Source organism: Azospirillum cavernae (assembly GCF_003590795.1).
GTDB classification, from domain to species: Bacteria; Pseudomonadota; Alphaproteobacteria; order Azospirillales; family Azospirillaceae; genus Azospirillum; species Azospirillum cavernae.
In genome coordinates, this window is record NZ_QYUL01000004.1 from 465,979 (window position 1) to 480,429 (window position 14,451).

The 14,451-nt window shown below is 67.6% G+C and carries 8 protein-coding genes; 3 read left to right on the forward strand and 5 right to left on the reverse strand.

Annotated features, from left to right (window positions below):
• Positions 1–2 precede the first annotated feature (2 nt).
• Together D3877_RS25250 and D3877_RS29625 are read right to left on the reverse strand one after the other, a co-directional pair.
• Positions 3–4,430, reverse strand: coding sequence for a hypothetical protein (locus D3877_RS25250; protein ID WP_119833539.1), 4,428 nt, complete (start codon positions 4,428–4,430; stop codon positions 3–5).
• A gap of 238 nt (positions 4,431–4,668) precedes the next feature.
• Positions 4,669–5,076 (reverse strand): hypothetical protein, encoded by a 408-nt coding sequence (locus tag D3877_RS29625; protein WP_147395292.1) that lies wholly within the window; start codon positions 5,074–5,076, stop codon positions 4,669–4,671.
• Here D3877_RS29625 and D3877_RS25255 point away from each other — a divergent pair.
• Positions 5,032–6,525 carry a ComEC/Rec2 family competence protein gene (locus D3877_RS25255; protein ID WP_147395293.1) on the forward strand — a complete coding sequence of 498 codons (1,494 nt, stop codon included), beginning with the start codon at positions 5,032–5,034 and terminating at the stop codon, positions 6,523–6,525. The genes D3877_RS29625 and D3877_RS25255 overlap by 45 nt on opposite strands.
• Positions 6,526–6,543: 18 nt before the next feature.
• Here D3877_RS25255 and D3877_RS25260 read toward each other — a convergent pair whose 3' ends face one another.
• The 3 genes from D3877_RS25260 to D3877_RS25270 all read right to left on the reverse strand — a co-directional run bounded on the left by D3877_RS25260 (position 6,544) and on the right by D3877_RS25270 (position 11,993).
• Positions 6,544–6,942 (reverse strand): hypothetical protein, encoded by a 399-nt coding sequence (locus tag D3877_RS25260; protein WP_119833541.1) that lies wholly within the window; start codon positions 6,940–6,942, stop codon positions 6,544–6,546.
• Positions 6,939–10,628 carry a CHAT domain-containing protein gene (locus D3877_RS30910; protein WP_119833542.1) on the reverse strand — a complete coding sequence of 1,230 codons (3,690 nt, stop codon included), beginning with the start codon at positions 10,626–10,628 and terminating at the stop codon, positions 6,939–6,941. Before D3877_RS30910 ends, D3877_RS25260 begins: the two co-directional genes overlap by 4 nt.
• Positions 10,629–11,090: 462 nt before the next feature.
• The gene (locus D3877_RS25270) at positions 11,091–11,993 is read right to left on the reverse strand and encodes a LysR family transcriptional regulator (protein WP_119833543.1); all 903 of its coding nucleotides are present in this window, start codon (positions 11,991–11,993) and stop codon (positions 11,091–11,093) included.
• A 109-nt stretch (positions 11,994–12,102) separates the two neighbouring features.
• Here D3877_RS25270 and D3877_RS25275 point away from each other — a divergent pair, with 109 nt between their 5' ends.
• Both D3877_RS25275 and D3877_RS25280 read left to right on the forward strand, forming a co-directional pair.
• Positions 12,103–13,329: an acyl-CoA dehydrogenase family protein gene (locus D3877_RS25275; protein ID WP_119833544.1), complete on the forward strand. Its 1,227-nt coding sequence runs from the start codon at positions 12,103–12,105 to the stop codon at positions 13,327–13,329.
• A gap of 50 nt (positions 13,330–13,379) precedes the next feature.
• Positions 13,380–14,450, forward strand: coding sequence for a phosphotransferase family protein (locus D3877_RS25280; RefSeq protein WP_119833545.1), 1,071 nt, complete (start codon positions 13,380–13,382; stop codon positions 14,448–14,450).
• Position 14,451: the final 1 nt, after the last annotated feature.

The window sequence follows — 14,451 nt, forward strand, 5'->3', positions numbered from 1 at the left end:
GCTCACCATTTCTTGGGATTGAACTTCTTGAATGTCTTCTTGAAGGATTTGGAGAAATCACCGCCCAGCTTGTTGAAGTAGTTTTTGACGTCGTCGGTCGCATAGCCTGCTTGGGACAGGGCGGAGTTCAGCGCGTCCGATCCCAGATTGAAGGCGCTCTTGACGTAATCGCCGGTCTGTTCGGCGGTGTAGCCAGCCGCCTTGAGGGCTTGGGTGGCGACGTCGGCGGAGTTGCCGTAAACGGCGTTGACCGCGCCCCCCACCTCGTTCGCGGAATAGTTCAGCCCCTTCATGACGGTCGCCGTGGCGTCGGCGGCCAGCCCATAGCTCTGGTTCAGCGCGCGGGCGACATCGTTGGCGGCATAGCCCGCCGTCTTCAGGGAGGAGGCCGCCGCGTCGGCGGCGGCGCCATAGCTTTGCTTCAGCGCGTTGGCGGCGTCGGTGGCGGCGTAGCCAGCGCCCTTCAGCGCGGCGGCCATCGCGTTTGCCGTCAATCCGTACCCTTGCTTCAACTGGGCGGCCACATCGCCGACCGCATAGCCGGCGCCCTTCAACACATTGGCCGCATCGGCGGCGGCCAGCTTGTAGGCCTGGTTCAGCACGGCCCCCATGTTGGCGACCTCGGTGACGGCGCCGGCGGCCACCATGCGCGCCCAGGCGCCGGCGTCGCGGAACAGCGCCTGAAACAGGCTGTCGGCGTTGTCGGCGATCTGCTTGACGAGCTGGGGCGGCAGTTCCGCCAGCGAGGCCGGGGCGACCGACAGCGACAGCGTCGGCACAGTGACGGTCAACCCCATGAAGGCGAACGTGCCGCCCAGCGACAGGGCGAACCGCGCGGTCGTCAGCGCCACGTCGAGGCGGCCCGCCACCACCGCCTGCACACGCAGACGGCCGACCGACACGCCGTTGACATGGATAGGGCCGACCGTCGCGTCGACGCCGATCCGGCAGTTGGCGTTGGCCGCAAAGTTCAGCCCGTCCATCAGGGAGCAGGACAGGTCGAACCGCTCGATTCCCGCGACATTGTAGGTCAGGGCGAAGCCGAAGCCGGAGGCCGCGATCATCACTTGCACCGTCTGGTTCACCACGTCGAACAGCGACATGGACCAGCTCGCTTGCAGGAAGGGCGATGTCAGACAGTTGAAGGCGACGACCGGGCCGCCGGGCGGCACAACAATTTCCTGACGGGTCGGCAGGGGCGGAGTCTGGCGGACGACCGCGTTGTTGGAAACCTCCGCCCAGACGCCGTCGCGTTGCTGCCAGGTTCGTGTCCGCCCCTTGCCGTCGCCGGCGATGCGCAGAACTCCCTTCAGGTTGACCGGCGCCATCTCCGCCGCGCCGCTGATGCCCTGCGCGGTGCTGACCGCCAGATCCACATGACCGGACAGGGACAGGAGGGCGATGTTGGCGCTGACCGCGAAACCGGGCAGCGCCGTGCTGCCATCGGGCAACACCACCGGCGCCTCGCACCAGCGGAAGGAGAGCTGCGACGCCTTCACGATGCTCATCGCCTGAACCAGATCGGGGGCGGAGCGGTCGGTGAACACGGTGATGAGCTGACCGAAATCCAGCCGGTCCAGGTAGAAGGACAGGTAGAGGATGTTCGGCACGTCGCCCACCACCTGAAGCACCAGCGCGAACTGGTCGCCACGCAACGCCTGCGTCTCGCCCACCTGGAACTGACCCTGGATGCCAAAATCAAGACCGGGAGGTTCGAAGAAAACCCCCATCATCACGCCGAACTGCTGCAAGTGCAGTCCCTTGACGCCGGGGGGTGACGGCAAGGACCCCGTGGCGGTGGACACGGACACCGCCACTTGGGCCTGCGTCGGGGCCATCACCAGACGGGCCGTCGCCTCCACCGGCGTGCCGAACACCGCGAAGGCGATTCGTCCGGATATCTGGTAATTCGGCGCCGGTCCCATGGTCAGCGACACCGCCGGGTTGCTCAGCGTCAGCTTTGATCCCCCGCCGGTGGGAATGCCGACGCTGCCGGACAGCGTCGCCGACAGGAACACCCCGGCTGGTCCAACCGTGGCCAGCATCAGCAGTTCATCGGTTCCGACCAGCCCGCGCAGGTTCTTCAGCGCCGCGTCGCCGGATCCCGAAGCGGCGAAATCAATGGTTGCGGTCAGCGATAGGCCGACGGCCAACGGCAGGGTCGCCCCGGCGGCCAGCGGCGTTGTCGCCCGCCCGCCGGTCAGTCGGCCAGGAAAGGGACCCGTGTCCGCTGGGGCGGGCAGAGGGGGCAAAACCGGGGGCGTGTAGCTGGTGAACGCGGTGGACGCCAGCATCACGGCCATCCGTTTGAACGTCAGGCTGTCGGCGGCCTTGAAGTCTTTACCGATGCCGGGAATGTCGGACAGACGCGCGGTTCCCGGAATGTCCACACCGAACACCGCGCCCCATTTGCCCTGTCCGTCCTTGGCGATGGTCAGGAACGCGTCACCGAACAGCGCGGATTCGGCGGAAAAGGTGAACAGGCGTTGCGCCGCGCGATACTCAAAGGTCGCGGCCTTCAGGCTGAGGTTGAGGCCCGAGGGCGTCGGCAGCACGGCGTCGATGGACAAAGCCTTCATGATGTCGGCCACGCCGATCACGAGGCCGCGACCATCGTCCCGCCAGCGTCCGGTGATGACCGAGGGGGTGGGGCCGAAATCGTAGGTGAGCGCGAAGACGGCGCCGCCGATGGTGAAATCGGCCTCCAAGTGACCGGCGTAGCCGCGCCGCTTGGACGTCGCGTCCACCGACGAGGTGATCACCGCCCGTGTTCGCAGCGTGTAGCTGCTGTCGCCCAGCGGAAGCCCGCCGGACAGCGCGACGTCGCCGCTGAATTGGAAGCTGCCTGTCTTGGTGTCGGCCATCATCGACAGCGAGGTGATGGACAAGGAGCCGATGGCGGTGATCAGCGCGCTGGGGACATCGCCGCCCAGCTTGCGGACGATGTCCTGCAGAACCCCGCCAAGGTCGATCCCGCCCGGCGTCGACGCGGCGCCGGCGAAATACCACCCGGCGCCGGCGCCGAGATAGTCGGCCCCGAGGTCCAGATCGACCCCGCCGATGCTGGCGCGGACGGACAGCCCTCCGCCGGTCGCCCCCGGCATGCGGGACAGGGACGCCTCCACGTTCTGAAGCGTCAAAACCGGGCCGCCCGCCCCGCCGACCGCCCAGTTCCAATCCTGCTCGGTCGTCATGGACACGCCGTAGCTGCCAGAGGAGGGGTGGGCGGAAAGTGTGAGCGCGTTGATGGTCAGCGTCGGAAGGTCGGCGGCCTCGCCCAGGCATTGCGCCGCCGCGCGGTCCAGGGAGATGACCGCCGGCGCTCCCCCGACCGTGGCGGGGGGCAGTGTCGCGACGAAGCGGAAATCGGGCAATTGGACGCTGGCCTGCAACAGGGTTCCGGCGAAACCGATGCGACCGCGAATGAGCAGCGTGGTCAGCGACCGCCGCGCCATGTCGATGTCCACGCTGACCGCGTCCACCGTGACGTCGCCCAGCCCGAGAAGATCGAGGCCTGTCTTGACCGTGTTGCGCAGGGCGTCGCCCCCGATGAACCCGGCGATGTCGGCCAGCCCCGGCAGCGTGGCGCCGTCGGCGACGGACAGGGCAAGCCGCCACTGGTCGGTCACGGTTGGAGCCAGCGCGACGGTGACGACCTGTCCGCAGAAATCCGTAACAGCGTGATAGCCCAGCGAACAGGACGACAGCGAGGATCCACCGCCGCTCGGCCCCTGGACAACGCACAACCGGACGCCAAGCTGGCGCAGCGCCAACAATCCACCGTCGATGATCGTCCAATCGCCATCGCACGCGGCGGTCAGCGTCGTCGACGCGCCAACCCCCGTGGCGAAACCGAAGCACAGCTCCCCGCTGCTGAGCGACAGAGCGTTCAGGGCCACGACGCCGACCGGCGCCCGCGCCGCCGCGACGGGGTCGATCAGCGCCGTCACCAAGGCCGTCAGGGAAGGGCGACCGGCCGTCGGATCGCTGGCGACCACCGCGAGACGGAGCCACCGCCCGCCGGGATCAAGCGTGCCGGTGGCGGGATAGACCGTTCCCGCCAGCGTCAGTCGCGCGGTCGTGACCGTCAGCCGCGACTGAATGGGGGTGGCGGGTTGCGCCTGTGTGAACTGCGCCCTGATCGTGATCGTGGAAAGTTGGCCGCCCCCGATTTGGGGCAGCGTCCACCAATCCACCAAATCGCCGGTGAGGATCAACTGCCGATCCCCGCCGCCGCCGCTCAGGGTTGACGCCGGATGGAGCAATCGGAAGCGACCGTTGGGCGCGTCAGCGACGAAGATGGCGAGGTCGCCGATGGGCAGAAGGTCCGGCGTCAGGTCGAGATGACCGTCAGCCGCGACCGCGCCGTCCAGGCGGATCTTCAAAGCGTCGAGGGTGGTCACGGGATCAACGGGTGTCGATGAGGTCATGGCGCCGCCTCGCTTTTGCAGATTCGCCTGCGTTTCCGCATCAACCGACAATCCGGCGGGGCGGGCGCATTTCTCCGGATCGGAGGATGAAACAGTCAAGCACACAATTATTAAGTCACGTCAACCCCGAAGAACAAAAATTGATGTTCCTTAATTTTTTTGCATCTTTAAAGATTTTCAAAATATTTCATTCGTGAAATATGATTGCTTTTGATGAAATAGGCTGATTATGAAACAATTAGTAATTATATTTTTTGGTATTAAGCTGACTTATGGCAAGGCATTCACAATTAATGTCGCCAGAAAAACCATTTCTGCAAGATACCTGATGGTTGATAGTGATATTTTCACGGATAATCGCGAAATAACAACATTTTTTATTGACCAAATTGATGGAAAAGACAACGCTGCCTGATGAGCAGTTCGCATCCCTGCGTCCATCGCTGGAGGGGGGCGGCAACAGTCCCAACAATCCATGGAATCGGAGGAGGCGGGCATGGCCTGGCAGCTCGACATTCACACCATTGACGTGGGGCAGGGCGAAAGCGCGCTTCTGGTCGCCCGTGAGATTGTCGGGGGCGCCATTCAGCAGCAGCGGACGATGCTGATTGATGGCGGCGAAGGCGGAGCCGCGAGCACGGTGCATGATTACATCGCCGCGCTGGGCGTGGCGCGGCTCGACAGCATCCTGGTCAGCCACTATGATTCCGACCATTCCGGTGGGATCGCGTCCCTCCTCATCGCCGACAACGCCTACCGCATCGCCGACATGATTGCCCAGGCCGCACACGCCGAGGCGTCCGTTCGCGCTGTCCGCAATCAGCGAATCGCCTACGGGGCCTCGGCGGCCATGGCGGTTGTCCTTGGCGCATATTCGCTGCCCGGCGCCGCCTACGGCAATTTGGTGTACAGCGCGGCGGCGGCGCTCCTCCTTGCCGCCATTCCGGCGAACGACGCGGCTGCGGCTGAGACCGGCTGCAAAAGCGCGCGAGGTTTCTTGTCGGTCCAACAGAACCTCAACCCCAGCCTTCTGGTCAGCGCCAGCAGCCAAAACCGTGTCGCCAAGGCTGCGGGCGTCGCCGCCGCCAATGCCTTGGAACACGGAGAGACCGTCGACTCGACGCGCAGCGCCGTGTTCCGTTCGTTGGCGACGGCGCTGCCCAGAGAGTCGCGCTTTGAAACGGGCGGGATCTGCGCCAACACCCGCATCATCGACATTGGCGACACCCCGCACCGACCAGCCAATTACGCGCTTGCGGTTGACGGTCGGGTGACGATCTCGTCGAACTACCGGGTCCAGGCGCCCGGCATCGCGCGAAACCACGAGGAAGACCCTGCCCTCGGTTCAGAAATCCTGTGGGGGGCAACGCCTCTTCCCCTCAACGCGCCCACCGTCCATGTGGTGGCTTGCCGGAAAATGGTGTGGCGGGCGCCGCAGCGCAGCCTTCCCATCGCCAGCGGGCAGCCGGACAACGATGACAGCATCGGTTTGGTCATCCGTTTCAACGGCTTCACGTTTTACAGCGGCGGCGATCTGCCGACGGAAGGAGAGGATCTGGTGGGCGCTGCGATCATGAACAATGATCTGCCCAACCCGATTGGCGGAGCCTTTCCGCGCGCCGCGCGCCTCGCCGCCTTCAAATGCGGGCACCATGGCGCCGACACGGCGACGAGCGTCGCCTTCCTGAACGCCACACGGCCAAGCGCCGCCGTGATATCCTGCGGGGAGAACGCCGGGTTTCAGCACCCTGCGCAGGTCACGGTCGACCATCTTCACGACAGCGTCGATGCGCAGCAGTTCTTCCTGACAAATTGCCGGTACGCAACCAACCATGTGCCAGCGTCGTTTGGTCCGGACCATCCGTTTGGTCGAGACCAGATGAACGCGGCGAACAACAAGTCCTTTCTCTTCGGTGACAATGGCAACGTTGACCCGATTTTCGGCCCGCAGCCGGGCCACATGCGTCTGTCGATCAGTCAGGCGGCTTCTCTGGCGGCAAACGGCGCTGTGGATCGTCAATTCACCGTGACCGGCTACAACGACGACCAGCCACCGGGCAACGGGGTTGTCGATCGAACGATCCACAATTATTGAGGGGGAGCCGCGTGGCCTTCACCCCTTGGTCGGATCCTTGGCGGTTCCGTCCGGCGCCTGTTCGAGCCGGTCGAGCACCGCGTCGCGCTGGGCGGTGATCAGGTCGAGTTCGGGCGCCGCGCCGCCGGTCAGGCGCAGGCTGTCGGCGGGCGCCGCCGTGCCGCGCACACGCTCCAGAAGCCGGTCGATCCGCTCGGCCAGCCGGGCGCGGGCGGCAAGGTCGAGGGTGGCGGTTATGGCGCTGGGAATCGCCAGCACCAGCGCGGCGACGGCGAGCGGATCGCCGCGCTGGATGGTCTGGTCGTCCGGCGGCGGAAGGCGCTCCGCCCGGGTGGCGAGGGCGTCGGCGAGGAACGCCTCGACCTCGGCGGCGAGCGCCGGGGCGTTGGGTCCGGCGATGGTGATGGTGATGCTCATTCCGCTGCCTTTCGGATGATGGCCTGGAGGGTTCTGACACGCTCGACGCCCTGGCTGTCCCTGAGCGTGGTGAAGGCGTCGGCGGCCTGATCGAGCACGCCCAGCGCCGCCTCCGTCTGTCCGGCCGCCGCCAGAATCGGACCGAACAGCGCGCCGACCGCGCCGATGCCATCGACCCGCCCGATCCGTTGGTAGAGGCTGAAACTCTCGGCGAGTTCCTCGGCGATGGTCGCGGCCTCACCGTTTTCCAGCCCTCCTCTTTGAAGGCGGATGCTGGCGCAGGAAAAGCGGATGTGGGCGAGGCTGTCCAGGTCCTGCGTCCGCTGGGCCACCGGCAGGCGCTCGTCCAGATGGATGCGCAGGGCCTCGTCGGTTTCGCCGCGGGTGGTGAATATGTCGGCGATCTTGCCCAGGGTCACCGCGCGCTCACGCACGTCGCTCAGCCGCTCAAAGACGGGGAGTTGCTCCTCGCGCTGGATGCGCAGGGCCTCGTCGGTCTGGCCGCGGGTGGTGAGAATGTCGGCGATCCGGCCCAGGGCCACCGCGCGCGAGCGCACGTCGCCCAGCCGCTCAAAGGCTGGCAGAACCTCATCGCTCAAAAGGCGCAGGGCCTCGTCGGTCTGGCTGCGGGTGATGAGGATGTCGGCGATCTCGCCCATGGTCACCGCGCGCGAGCGCTCGTCGCCCAGCCGCTCATAGACGGGGAGTTCCTCTTCGCGTCGGATGCGCAGGGCCTCGTCGGTCTGGCCTCGGGTGGTGAGGATGTTGGCGATCCGGCCCAGGGTCACCGCGCGTGAGCGCTCGTCGCCCAGCCGCTCATAGACGGGGAGTAGCTCCTCGCGTCGGATGCGCAGGGTCTCGTCACTCTCGCCACGGGTGGTGAGGATGTCGGCGATCCGGCCCAGGGTCACTGCGCGCGAGCGCAGGTCGCCCAGCCGCTCAAATTGTTCGGACGCCTCGCGCAGCAGGGTTTCGCCCTCCTCCGGTTGGCCGGTCTGGATCAGGCGCGCGCCGCGATCGTGCAGAATCATGGCGGCAAGACGCGGATCGCCGTCCGTCGCCGAGGCCGCCCGCGTCAGGAAGCCGTCCTGCTCCTCCCCCCGGCCAAGCCGTTCGGCGCATTTCGCGCCAAACCGCAGCAACGCGGGCGTCGGCGCCGCTCCGCAACGGTCGAGCAGACCGACGGCCCGCGTCACCAGATCCAGCGCCCGCGCCGCCTCGTGGGCGCTGTCGAACAGGAATTGCCCGCCCGACAACACCGCCGCCTGCACGAGGCCCGGCGGGCCTTCGGCCAGCAGCGCGAGGTCGGCGAGCGCGGCAGCCTGGATGTTTTCCGGCAGTTCCCCGTCGTCGTCCGCCCAGGCGGCGTGCAGATCTCCGACCACCGCCGCCGCCAGGAGGGTTCTGTCCGCCGGAGACAAGGGCGGCGCCAGCGGTCGGGCCAGCGGGTTGACCGCCCCGTCGGGCCGGTCGCCGGGGCCACGGTAGCGGTCGAGCAGACCCAGCCCCTGGAGCCGTTCCACCGCCGGGCCGGGGTCGGCGATCCCGGCGGCGCGCCCCGCCTCCTCCAGCGCCTTCAGCGGAACCGCCAGCGGGAACAGCGTCGCGGCGCGAAGCTGGATCGCCTCGGTCGGCGTCAGCATCGCCCGGAACGCCTCCAGCGACACCCGCTGGAAGAACTCCTGCGCCGCGCTGTCCTCCGCCGGGGCCTGGCCGTTGGCCAGATAGTCTTCCACCGCCGCCACCGCCCGCGTCGCGGCGGCCACCCCGGCGGCGCGGTCGCAGACCGTCAGCAGCGGTCGGGTCAGGATTTCCTGCAAGCCGGGATTGCCGCCCGCCGCCGCGCGGACGCGCTCCTCCAGCCGGTCGAGAGCGGGGTCGGCGCCGGGGTCGCGCAGCCGGCCACTCAGCCGCGCCGCCGTGCGCATCTGCTTGGTCCGCTGCGCCGCGTCCATCGGCGGCAGCGCGACCACGCTGAGGCGCCCCGCCAGATCGTCGCCCCGCGCGTCGGTCAGCGCGAATTCATACCGGCTGGTGATCAGCAGCCGCGAGGCGCTGTCCCGCCCGGCGTCGCGGAAGGCGGCGATCACCGCGCCGATGACGGCGCCAGCGGTCGGGGTCTTGAACGGGGTGGCCCGCTCGCCCGGCTGCGGGTCGGCCAGAATCCGTTCGAGATCATCAACGATCAGCAGGATCGGTCGGCTGCCGCCATGGCCGCTGAACGGCCCCTTCAACAGCTTTTGCAGCGCCAGCTTCAACGCCGCCGGATTGTCGATGATCGCCGCCTCATGCGCCGCGACGATGGCGGTCTGGTCATCCTCGGGCAAGGCGGCGACCAGGGCGTGGAAAACCGCGTGGGCGTCGTAGCGCTCGAACACCACCACCACCCGGTGCCCGTCCAGACGGCTGGCGATCCGCTCGGCCAGGCTCGATTTGCCGAGATTGCCCATCCCCTGGATCAGCACGCCGGGAGTGCCGTCGCTCCAGGCGCGCAACGCCGCCTGGAGCGCCCGGCGGCGCCCGACGAACTGCTCGGCCGTCGCCACCGGCACCCGTCCCTTGGCCTTGTCAAGATAGGCCTTGTCGGCCCCGTTGCGATGGGCGGGCCGCGTCGGCTTGCCCGCCTCGCGCAGGGCGCCGCCGCCGCGCGGCCCCAGCCAGACCCGCGCCAGATGCCAATGGGCGCCGTCCGCCGCCGGTCCGCCCGGCTGTTTCGCGCCGGTCTGATGGATCGTCAGCAACGCGCGCCGGGCCTGCGCCGCCGCGTGGACCACCGCCCGACCGCCCGCGAGTTCGCCATAGAAGGTCTCGGCGAAGCGGATGGCGTCGCCATCCTGGACCGAACCGTCCCACCCCACCGCGTTAGCGACGCCGGCGCCGACCAGCGCCTGGACGAAACAGGCGGCGCCGCTGCCCGGCCGCTCGGCGGTCCGGCAGGCCGACAGGAAGACCAGCCGGGGCATCCGCTCCTCGTCGCCAAGCAGGCCGCAGAGCCGCCCGGCATCGACCGGGTCGCACGCGCCCTCGTCGGTTTCCAGCGCCAGATAGGGACCGCTCGCGCCCAGATCGCCATGCCCGGTGAGGTGAAGCGCCTCCCAGCGCCGGTTTTGCTTCAGCCGCAGGGCGAGGCCCGCCGCGCCGCCGCTCTCCTCGATCACGAGGTGGGCGTTCAAACCACGGGTGGCGTCGAGAAAGGCGACCTCCTCGCGTTCATAGTCCAGCGCGTGCTGGCCCTCGACCTCCGCCGCCATGAACAGCACGGCGAGGTCGCCATGCTCGGGCGCGTCGAAGGGTTCGGGCTGGCCCAGACGGCGGGCGACCAGGAAGAGCCGGTGGGGGTCCGCCGCCAGGAATCGCCCGCCGGGCGCCAGAAGCTCCCACGGCGCGTCGAGCAGGATCTGCGCGGCCTCGTCCCGATCATGGGCGGCCTGGATTTCGAGAGACACCGGACCGGGCCGCGTCAGGCGGTCGTCGAGCCAGCCATCGCCCTCGTTCAGCAGCGCGGCGATGTCCTGACCGACCGCCGACAACCGATCCGGCTGTCGCGCCCGCACCGCCGTGTCGTAGGCGGCGGCCCAGCCCTTCATGCGGGCAAGCCCGGCGGAACCGAGAGGCTTCCGGGCAACGGAGGCGCCGTCCAGGCAGAGCAGGACGTCGTCCGTCAACAGGATGCGCAACGACGCCATGGTCCCTCCGATTCCCCAGGATAGAGCAAGACCGCGATCACCACGACGGAAGAGGGTGATAGCGATCTTGAAACAACCATCGGGGGAGCTTAAGGGATGGCTTGGTCGCATGTCATCGAATTTCGGACGCTTCCATCGCTGGGTGAAGGCCAGGGGAGGGGCCGTCAGGGAGCCTGCCCGCGCGCGACGCGGAAGCAGTGCTCAGCGACCGTCGTTGCGAGATCGGACGGATCGCTGAACTCGGCCTCGCCGGTGGAGATGTCAGGCCCCCCTCAGGCTCTTTTGACTATGTTGCATCGCTCAACGGACTGCCTCTGTCGTGCGGGCGCTCCCATGTAGAACTTGGCCCAAAGCGCATCCCTCCATGCCTGCGAGGATAATGCGCCATCAAATCCCAGGACCAAACACCTCGCAAACCCGCTCCTCGCCGCCGACATGCACCAAGGCCATTCGTCAGCGGCATCAGCCGCCGAACAGCTCCAGCAGCGTCGCGCGCAGCCAGCGGTTGGCCGGGTCCTGCTCCACCGCTTCGTGCCAATAGAGATAGACGTCCAGCGTCGGCGTGGCGAAAGGCAGGGGCAGAACCCGGTTGGGCAGCGCTGGGTTGGCGGCTTGCGCGTATTGCTCGGGCATGGTCAGCAGCAGGTCGCTGTCCGCCACCACCCGGCAGGCCGCGTGATACTGCTGGCAGCGCAGGGCCACATGACGGTGCCGCCCCAGCCGGGCCAGTTCCAGATCCTCGATTCCGCCGCCCTTGCGGCGGGATGAGACCAGCACATGGCTGTGCCGCAGATAGCCGTCCAGATCCAGCCCGTCGGCGAGGACCGGATGGCCGTCGCGGGCGACCACCACCAGCGTGTCTTGCAGCAGCGCCGTCCGCCGCACCGCGCTGGACAGGTTGAGCAGCACGTCCACCGCCATGTCGAGCGCCCCGGCGGCCAGATCGGATTCCAGCTCCCGCCGGTCGGCGCGGACGGAGGACAGTTCGATCAACGGCGCGTCGCGTTTCAACCGCCCGATCAGGGGCGGCAGCAGTTTGGATTCCAGCACGTCGCGCAGGCCGATGGCGAAGCTGCGCCGGGTCGTGGCCGGGTCGAAGCGATGGCCTTGCTGGACGCTGGCCGCCAGCGTGTTGAGCGACTGGCGCACCGGCCCGATCAGCGCGCGCGTCAGCGGCGTCGGGGCCATAAGACTCCCCTGGCGGACGAACAGCGGGTCGTCGAGCATCGCGCGCAACCGCCCCAGCGCGTGGCTGAGCGCCGGTTGGGTCAGGTTCAGGCTGCGCGCCGCGCGGGTGATGTTGCCCTCCGTGTAGATGGCGTTGAGCACCACGAACAGGTTGAGGTCGAGGCGGCTGATATGCATGAAATTTATGGTCCTGAATGAAGACTCATCATTTGCTTCATTGTGTGGCCTGACGGACAGTTGGGGCAAGAGACAACCCCACCCCTTCGTCACGGACCGGCTGCGAATCATGGATTTCGCTCATTCCCCCAAGGCCCGGCGCTTCATCGAGCGCGTCGCCGCGTTCATGGCCGACCATGTCGTCCCCGCCGAAGCGGAGCATCGCCGCCAATTGAAAACCGGGGCGTTGCCCTGGAACCAACCCCCGGTGATGGAAGAGCTGAAGGCCAAGGCCAAGGCCGCCGGGCTGTGGAACCTGTTCCTGCCCGACGAGGAGCATGGCGCCGGCCTGTCCAACGTCGATTACGCGCCGTTGGCCGAGTTGACCGGGCGTTCCTTCATCGCGCCGGAGGTTTTCAACTGCAACGCCCCCGACACCGGCAACATGGAGGTTCTGGTCCAATACGGCTCGCCCGAGCAGAAGGAACGCTGGTTGGCGCCGTTGCTGGAGGGGCGCATCCGCTCCGCCTTCTGCATGACGGAACCGGAGGTCGCCTCCTCCGACGCCACCAACATGCGGGCGACCGCCATCGTCGAGGGCGACGAGATTGTGTTGAACGGGCGCAAATGGTGGAGCACCGGGATCGGCCATCCCCATTGCCGCTTCGTCATCTTCATGGGGTTGACCGACGCCCAGGCGCACAAGCACCGCCGCCATTCGATGGTGATCGTGCCGCTCGACGCGCCGGGCCTCGTCATCGAACGCATGTTGCCGGTGTTCGGCGCGCTGCATGAGCCGCACGGCCATGGCGAGGTCAGCTTCACCAACGTGCGCGTGCCGCTGGCCAACGTCATCGCCGGGCCGGGGCGCGGCTTCGAGATCGCCCAGGGCCGTTTGGGTCCGGGCCGCATCCACCATTGCATGCGCGCCATCGGCGTCGCCGAACGCGCGTTCGAACTGATGTGCCAACGCGCGCTGTCGCGCACCGCCTTTGGCAAGCCGCTGGCCCATCTGGGCGGCAACGGCGACATCATCGCCAACGCCCGCATGGCCATCGATCAGGCCCGCCTGCTGACGCTGAAGGCCGCCTGGATGATGGACCATGTCGGCGTCAAGGGGGCGATGAGCGAGATTTCGCAAATCAAGGTGGTCGCGCCGTCGGTCGCCCAGATGGTGGTCGATCAGGCCATCCAGATGCATGGCGGGGCCGGGGTGTGCGACGATCTGCCCTTGACCGAATTGTTCGCCGCCGCCCGCGTTCTGCGCCTTGCCGACGGCCCGGACGAGGTGCATCGCGCGCTGGTCGCCAAGCTGGCGTTGAAGCCCTACGCCGCCGCAATGGACGCGTCGCGCTGACGCGCCGCCGCGCGACGCTGTTCCCAAACACCCGTTGACAGGGATGACCGATGGATTTTCTCGACAAGGCCGGACGGGTGCGCAAGGGCGAGGAGTTGGACCTCGCCGCCGTGGACGCCTTTCTCAAGGCCGCCGACCAGGGGCTGGACGGAACGCCGGAGATCAGCCAATTTTCCGGCGGCGCGTCCAACCTGACCTATTTGCTGCGCTATCCGGGCCGCGATCTCATCCTGCGCCGCCCGCCCTTCGGGGCGCGGGCCAAAAGCGCGCATGACATGGCGCGGGAGGCCGCCGTGCAACGCGCCTTGGCCCCAGTCTATCCCTATGTTCCGACGGTGGTCGCGGTTTGCGAGGATCCGGCGGTTCTGGGCTGCGATTTCTACGTGATGGAACGGATCGCCGGGATCATCCCCCGCCGCGACCTGCCCAACGGGATGACGCTCAGCCCGGAGGACACCCGCCGCCTGTGCCTGACCGTCATCGACCGGCTGATCGAACTGCATCAGGTGGATCCCGTCGCCGCCGGGCTGTCGGGGTTGGGCAAGGGCGATGGCTATGTGCGGCGGCAGGTGGAAGGCTGGCGGGACCGCTTCCGCCGCGCCCACACGCCCGACGTCAGCGATTTTGAAACGGTGATGGCGTGGCTGGCCGAACACATGCCCGCCAACGAGGTGGCGATCCGCGTCATTCACAACGACTTCCGCTTTGACAATGTGGTGTTGGACGCCGCCGATCCGCTGTCGGTCATCGGCGTGCTGGATTGGGAAATGGCGACGCTGGGCGACCCGCTGATGGATCTGGGCGGCGCGCTCGCCTATTGGGTGGAGGCCGACGACGAGCCGGAGTTCCTCGCCCTGCGGCGGCAGCCGACCCATCTGCCCGGCATGCTGACCCGGCGCGAGGTGATCGCCTATTACGGCGAGAAGACCGGCTTCCGGGTCGATGATTTCAGCTTTTATCTGGTCTTCGGCCTGTTCCGCCTCGCCGTCATCGCCCAGCAGATTTATCAGCGCTACAGCCAGGGGAACGCGCGGAATCCGCAATTCGCCAGCTTCGGCCAGGTCGTCAACATCTTGGAACGGCGCTGCCGGGGCGTCATCGCCGCGCAGAGCGCCGGTTGAG

Excerpts from the sequence above, each read along its gene's own strand:
- D3877_RS25250 (WP_119833539.1), bottom strand. The coding sequence starts at position 4,430 with ATGACCTCATCGACACCCGTTGATCCCGTGACCACCCTCGACGCTTTG.
- D3877_RS25255 (WP_147395293.1), top strand. The coding sequence starts at position 5,032 with ATGCTGATTGATGGCGGCGAAGGCGGAGCCGCGAGCACGGTGCATGAT.
- D3877_RS29625 (WP_147395292.1), bottom strand. The coding sequence starts at position 5,076 with ATGCACCGTGCTCGCGGCTCCGCCTTCGCCGCCATCAATCAGCATCGT.
- D3877_RS25260 (WP_119833541.1), bottom strand. The coding sequence starts at position 6,942 with ATGAGCATCACCATCACCATCGCCGGACCCAACGCCCCGGCGCTCGCC.
- D3877_RS30910 (WP_119833542.1), bottom strand. The coding sequence starts at position 10,628 with ATGGCGTCGTTGCGCATCCTGTTGACGGACGACGTCCTGCTCTGCCTG.
- D3877_RS25270 (WP_119833543.1), bottom strand. The coding sequence starts at position 11,993 with ATGCATATCAGCCGCCTCGACCTCAACCTGTTCGTGGTGCTCAACGCC.
- D3877_RS25275 (WP_119833544.1), top strand. The coding sequence starts at position 12,103 with ATGGATTTCGCTCATTCCCCCAAGGCCCGGCGCTTCATCGAGCGCGTC.
- D3877_RS25280 (WP_119833545.1), top strand. The coding sequence starts at position 13,380 with ATGGATTTTCTCGACAAGGCCGGACGGGTGCGCAAGGGCGAGGAGTTG.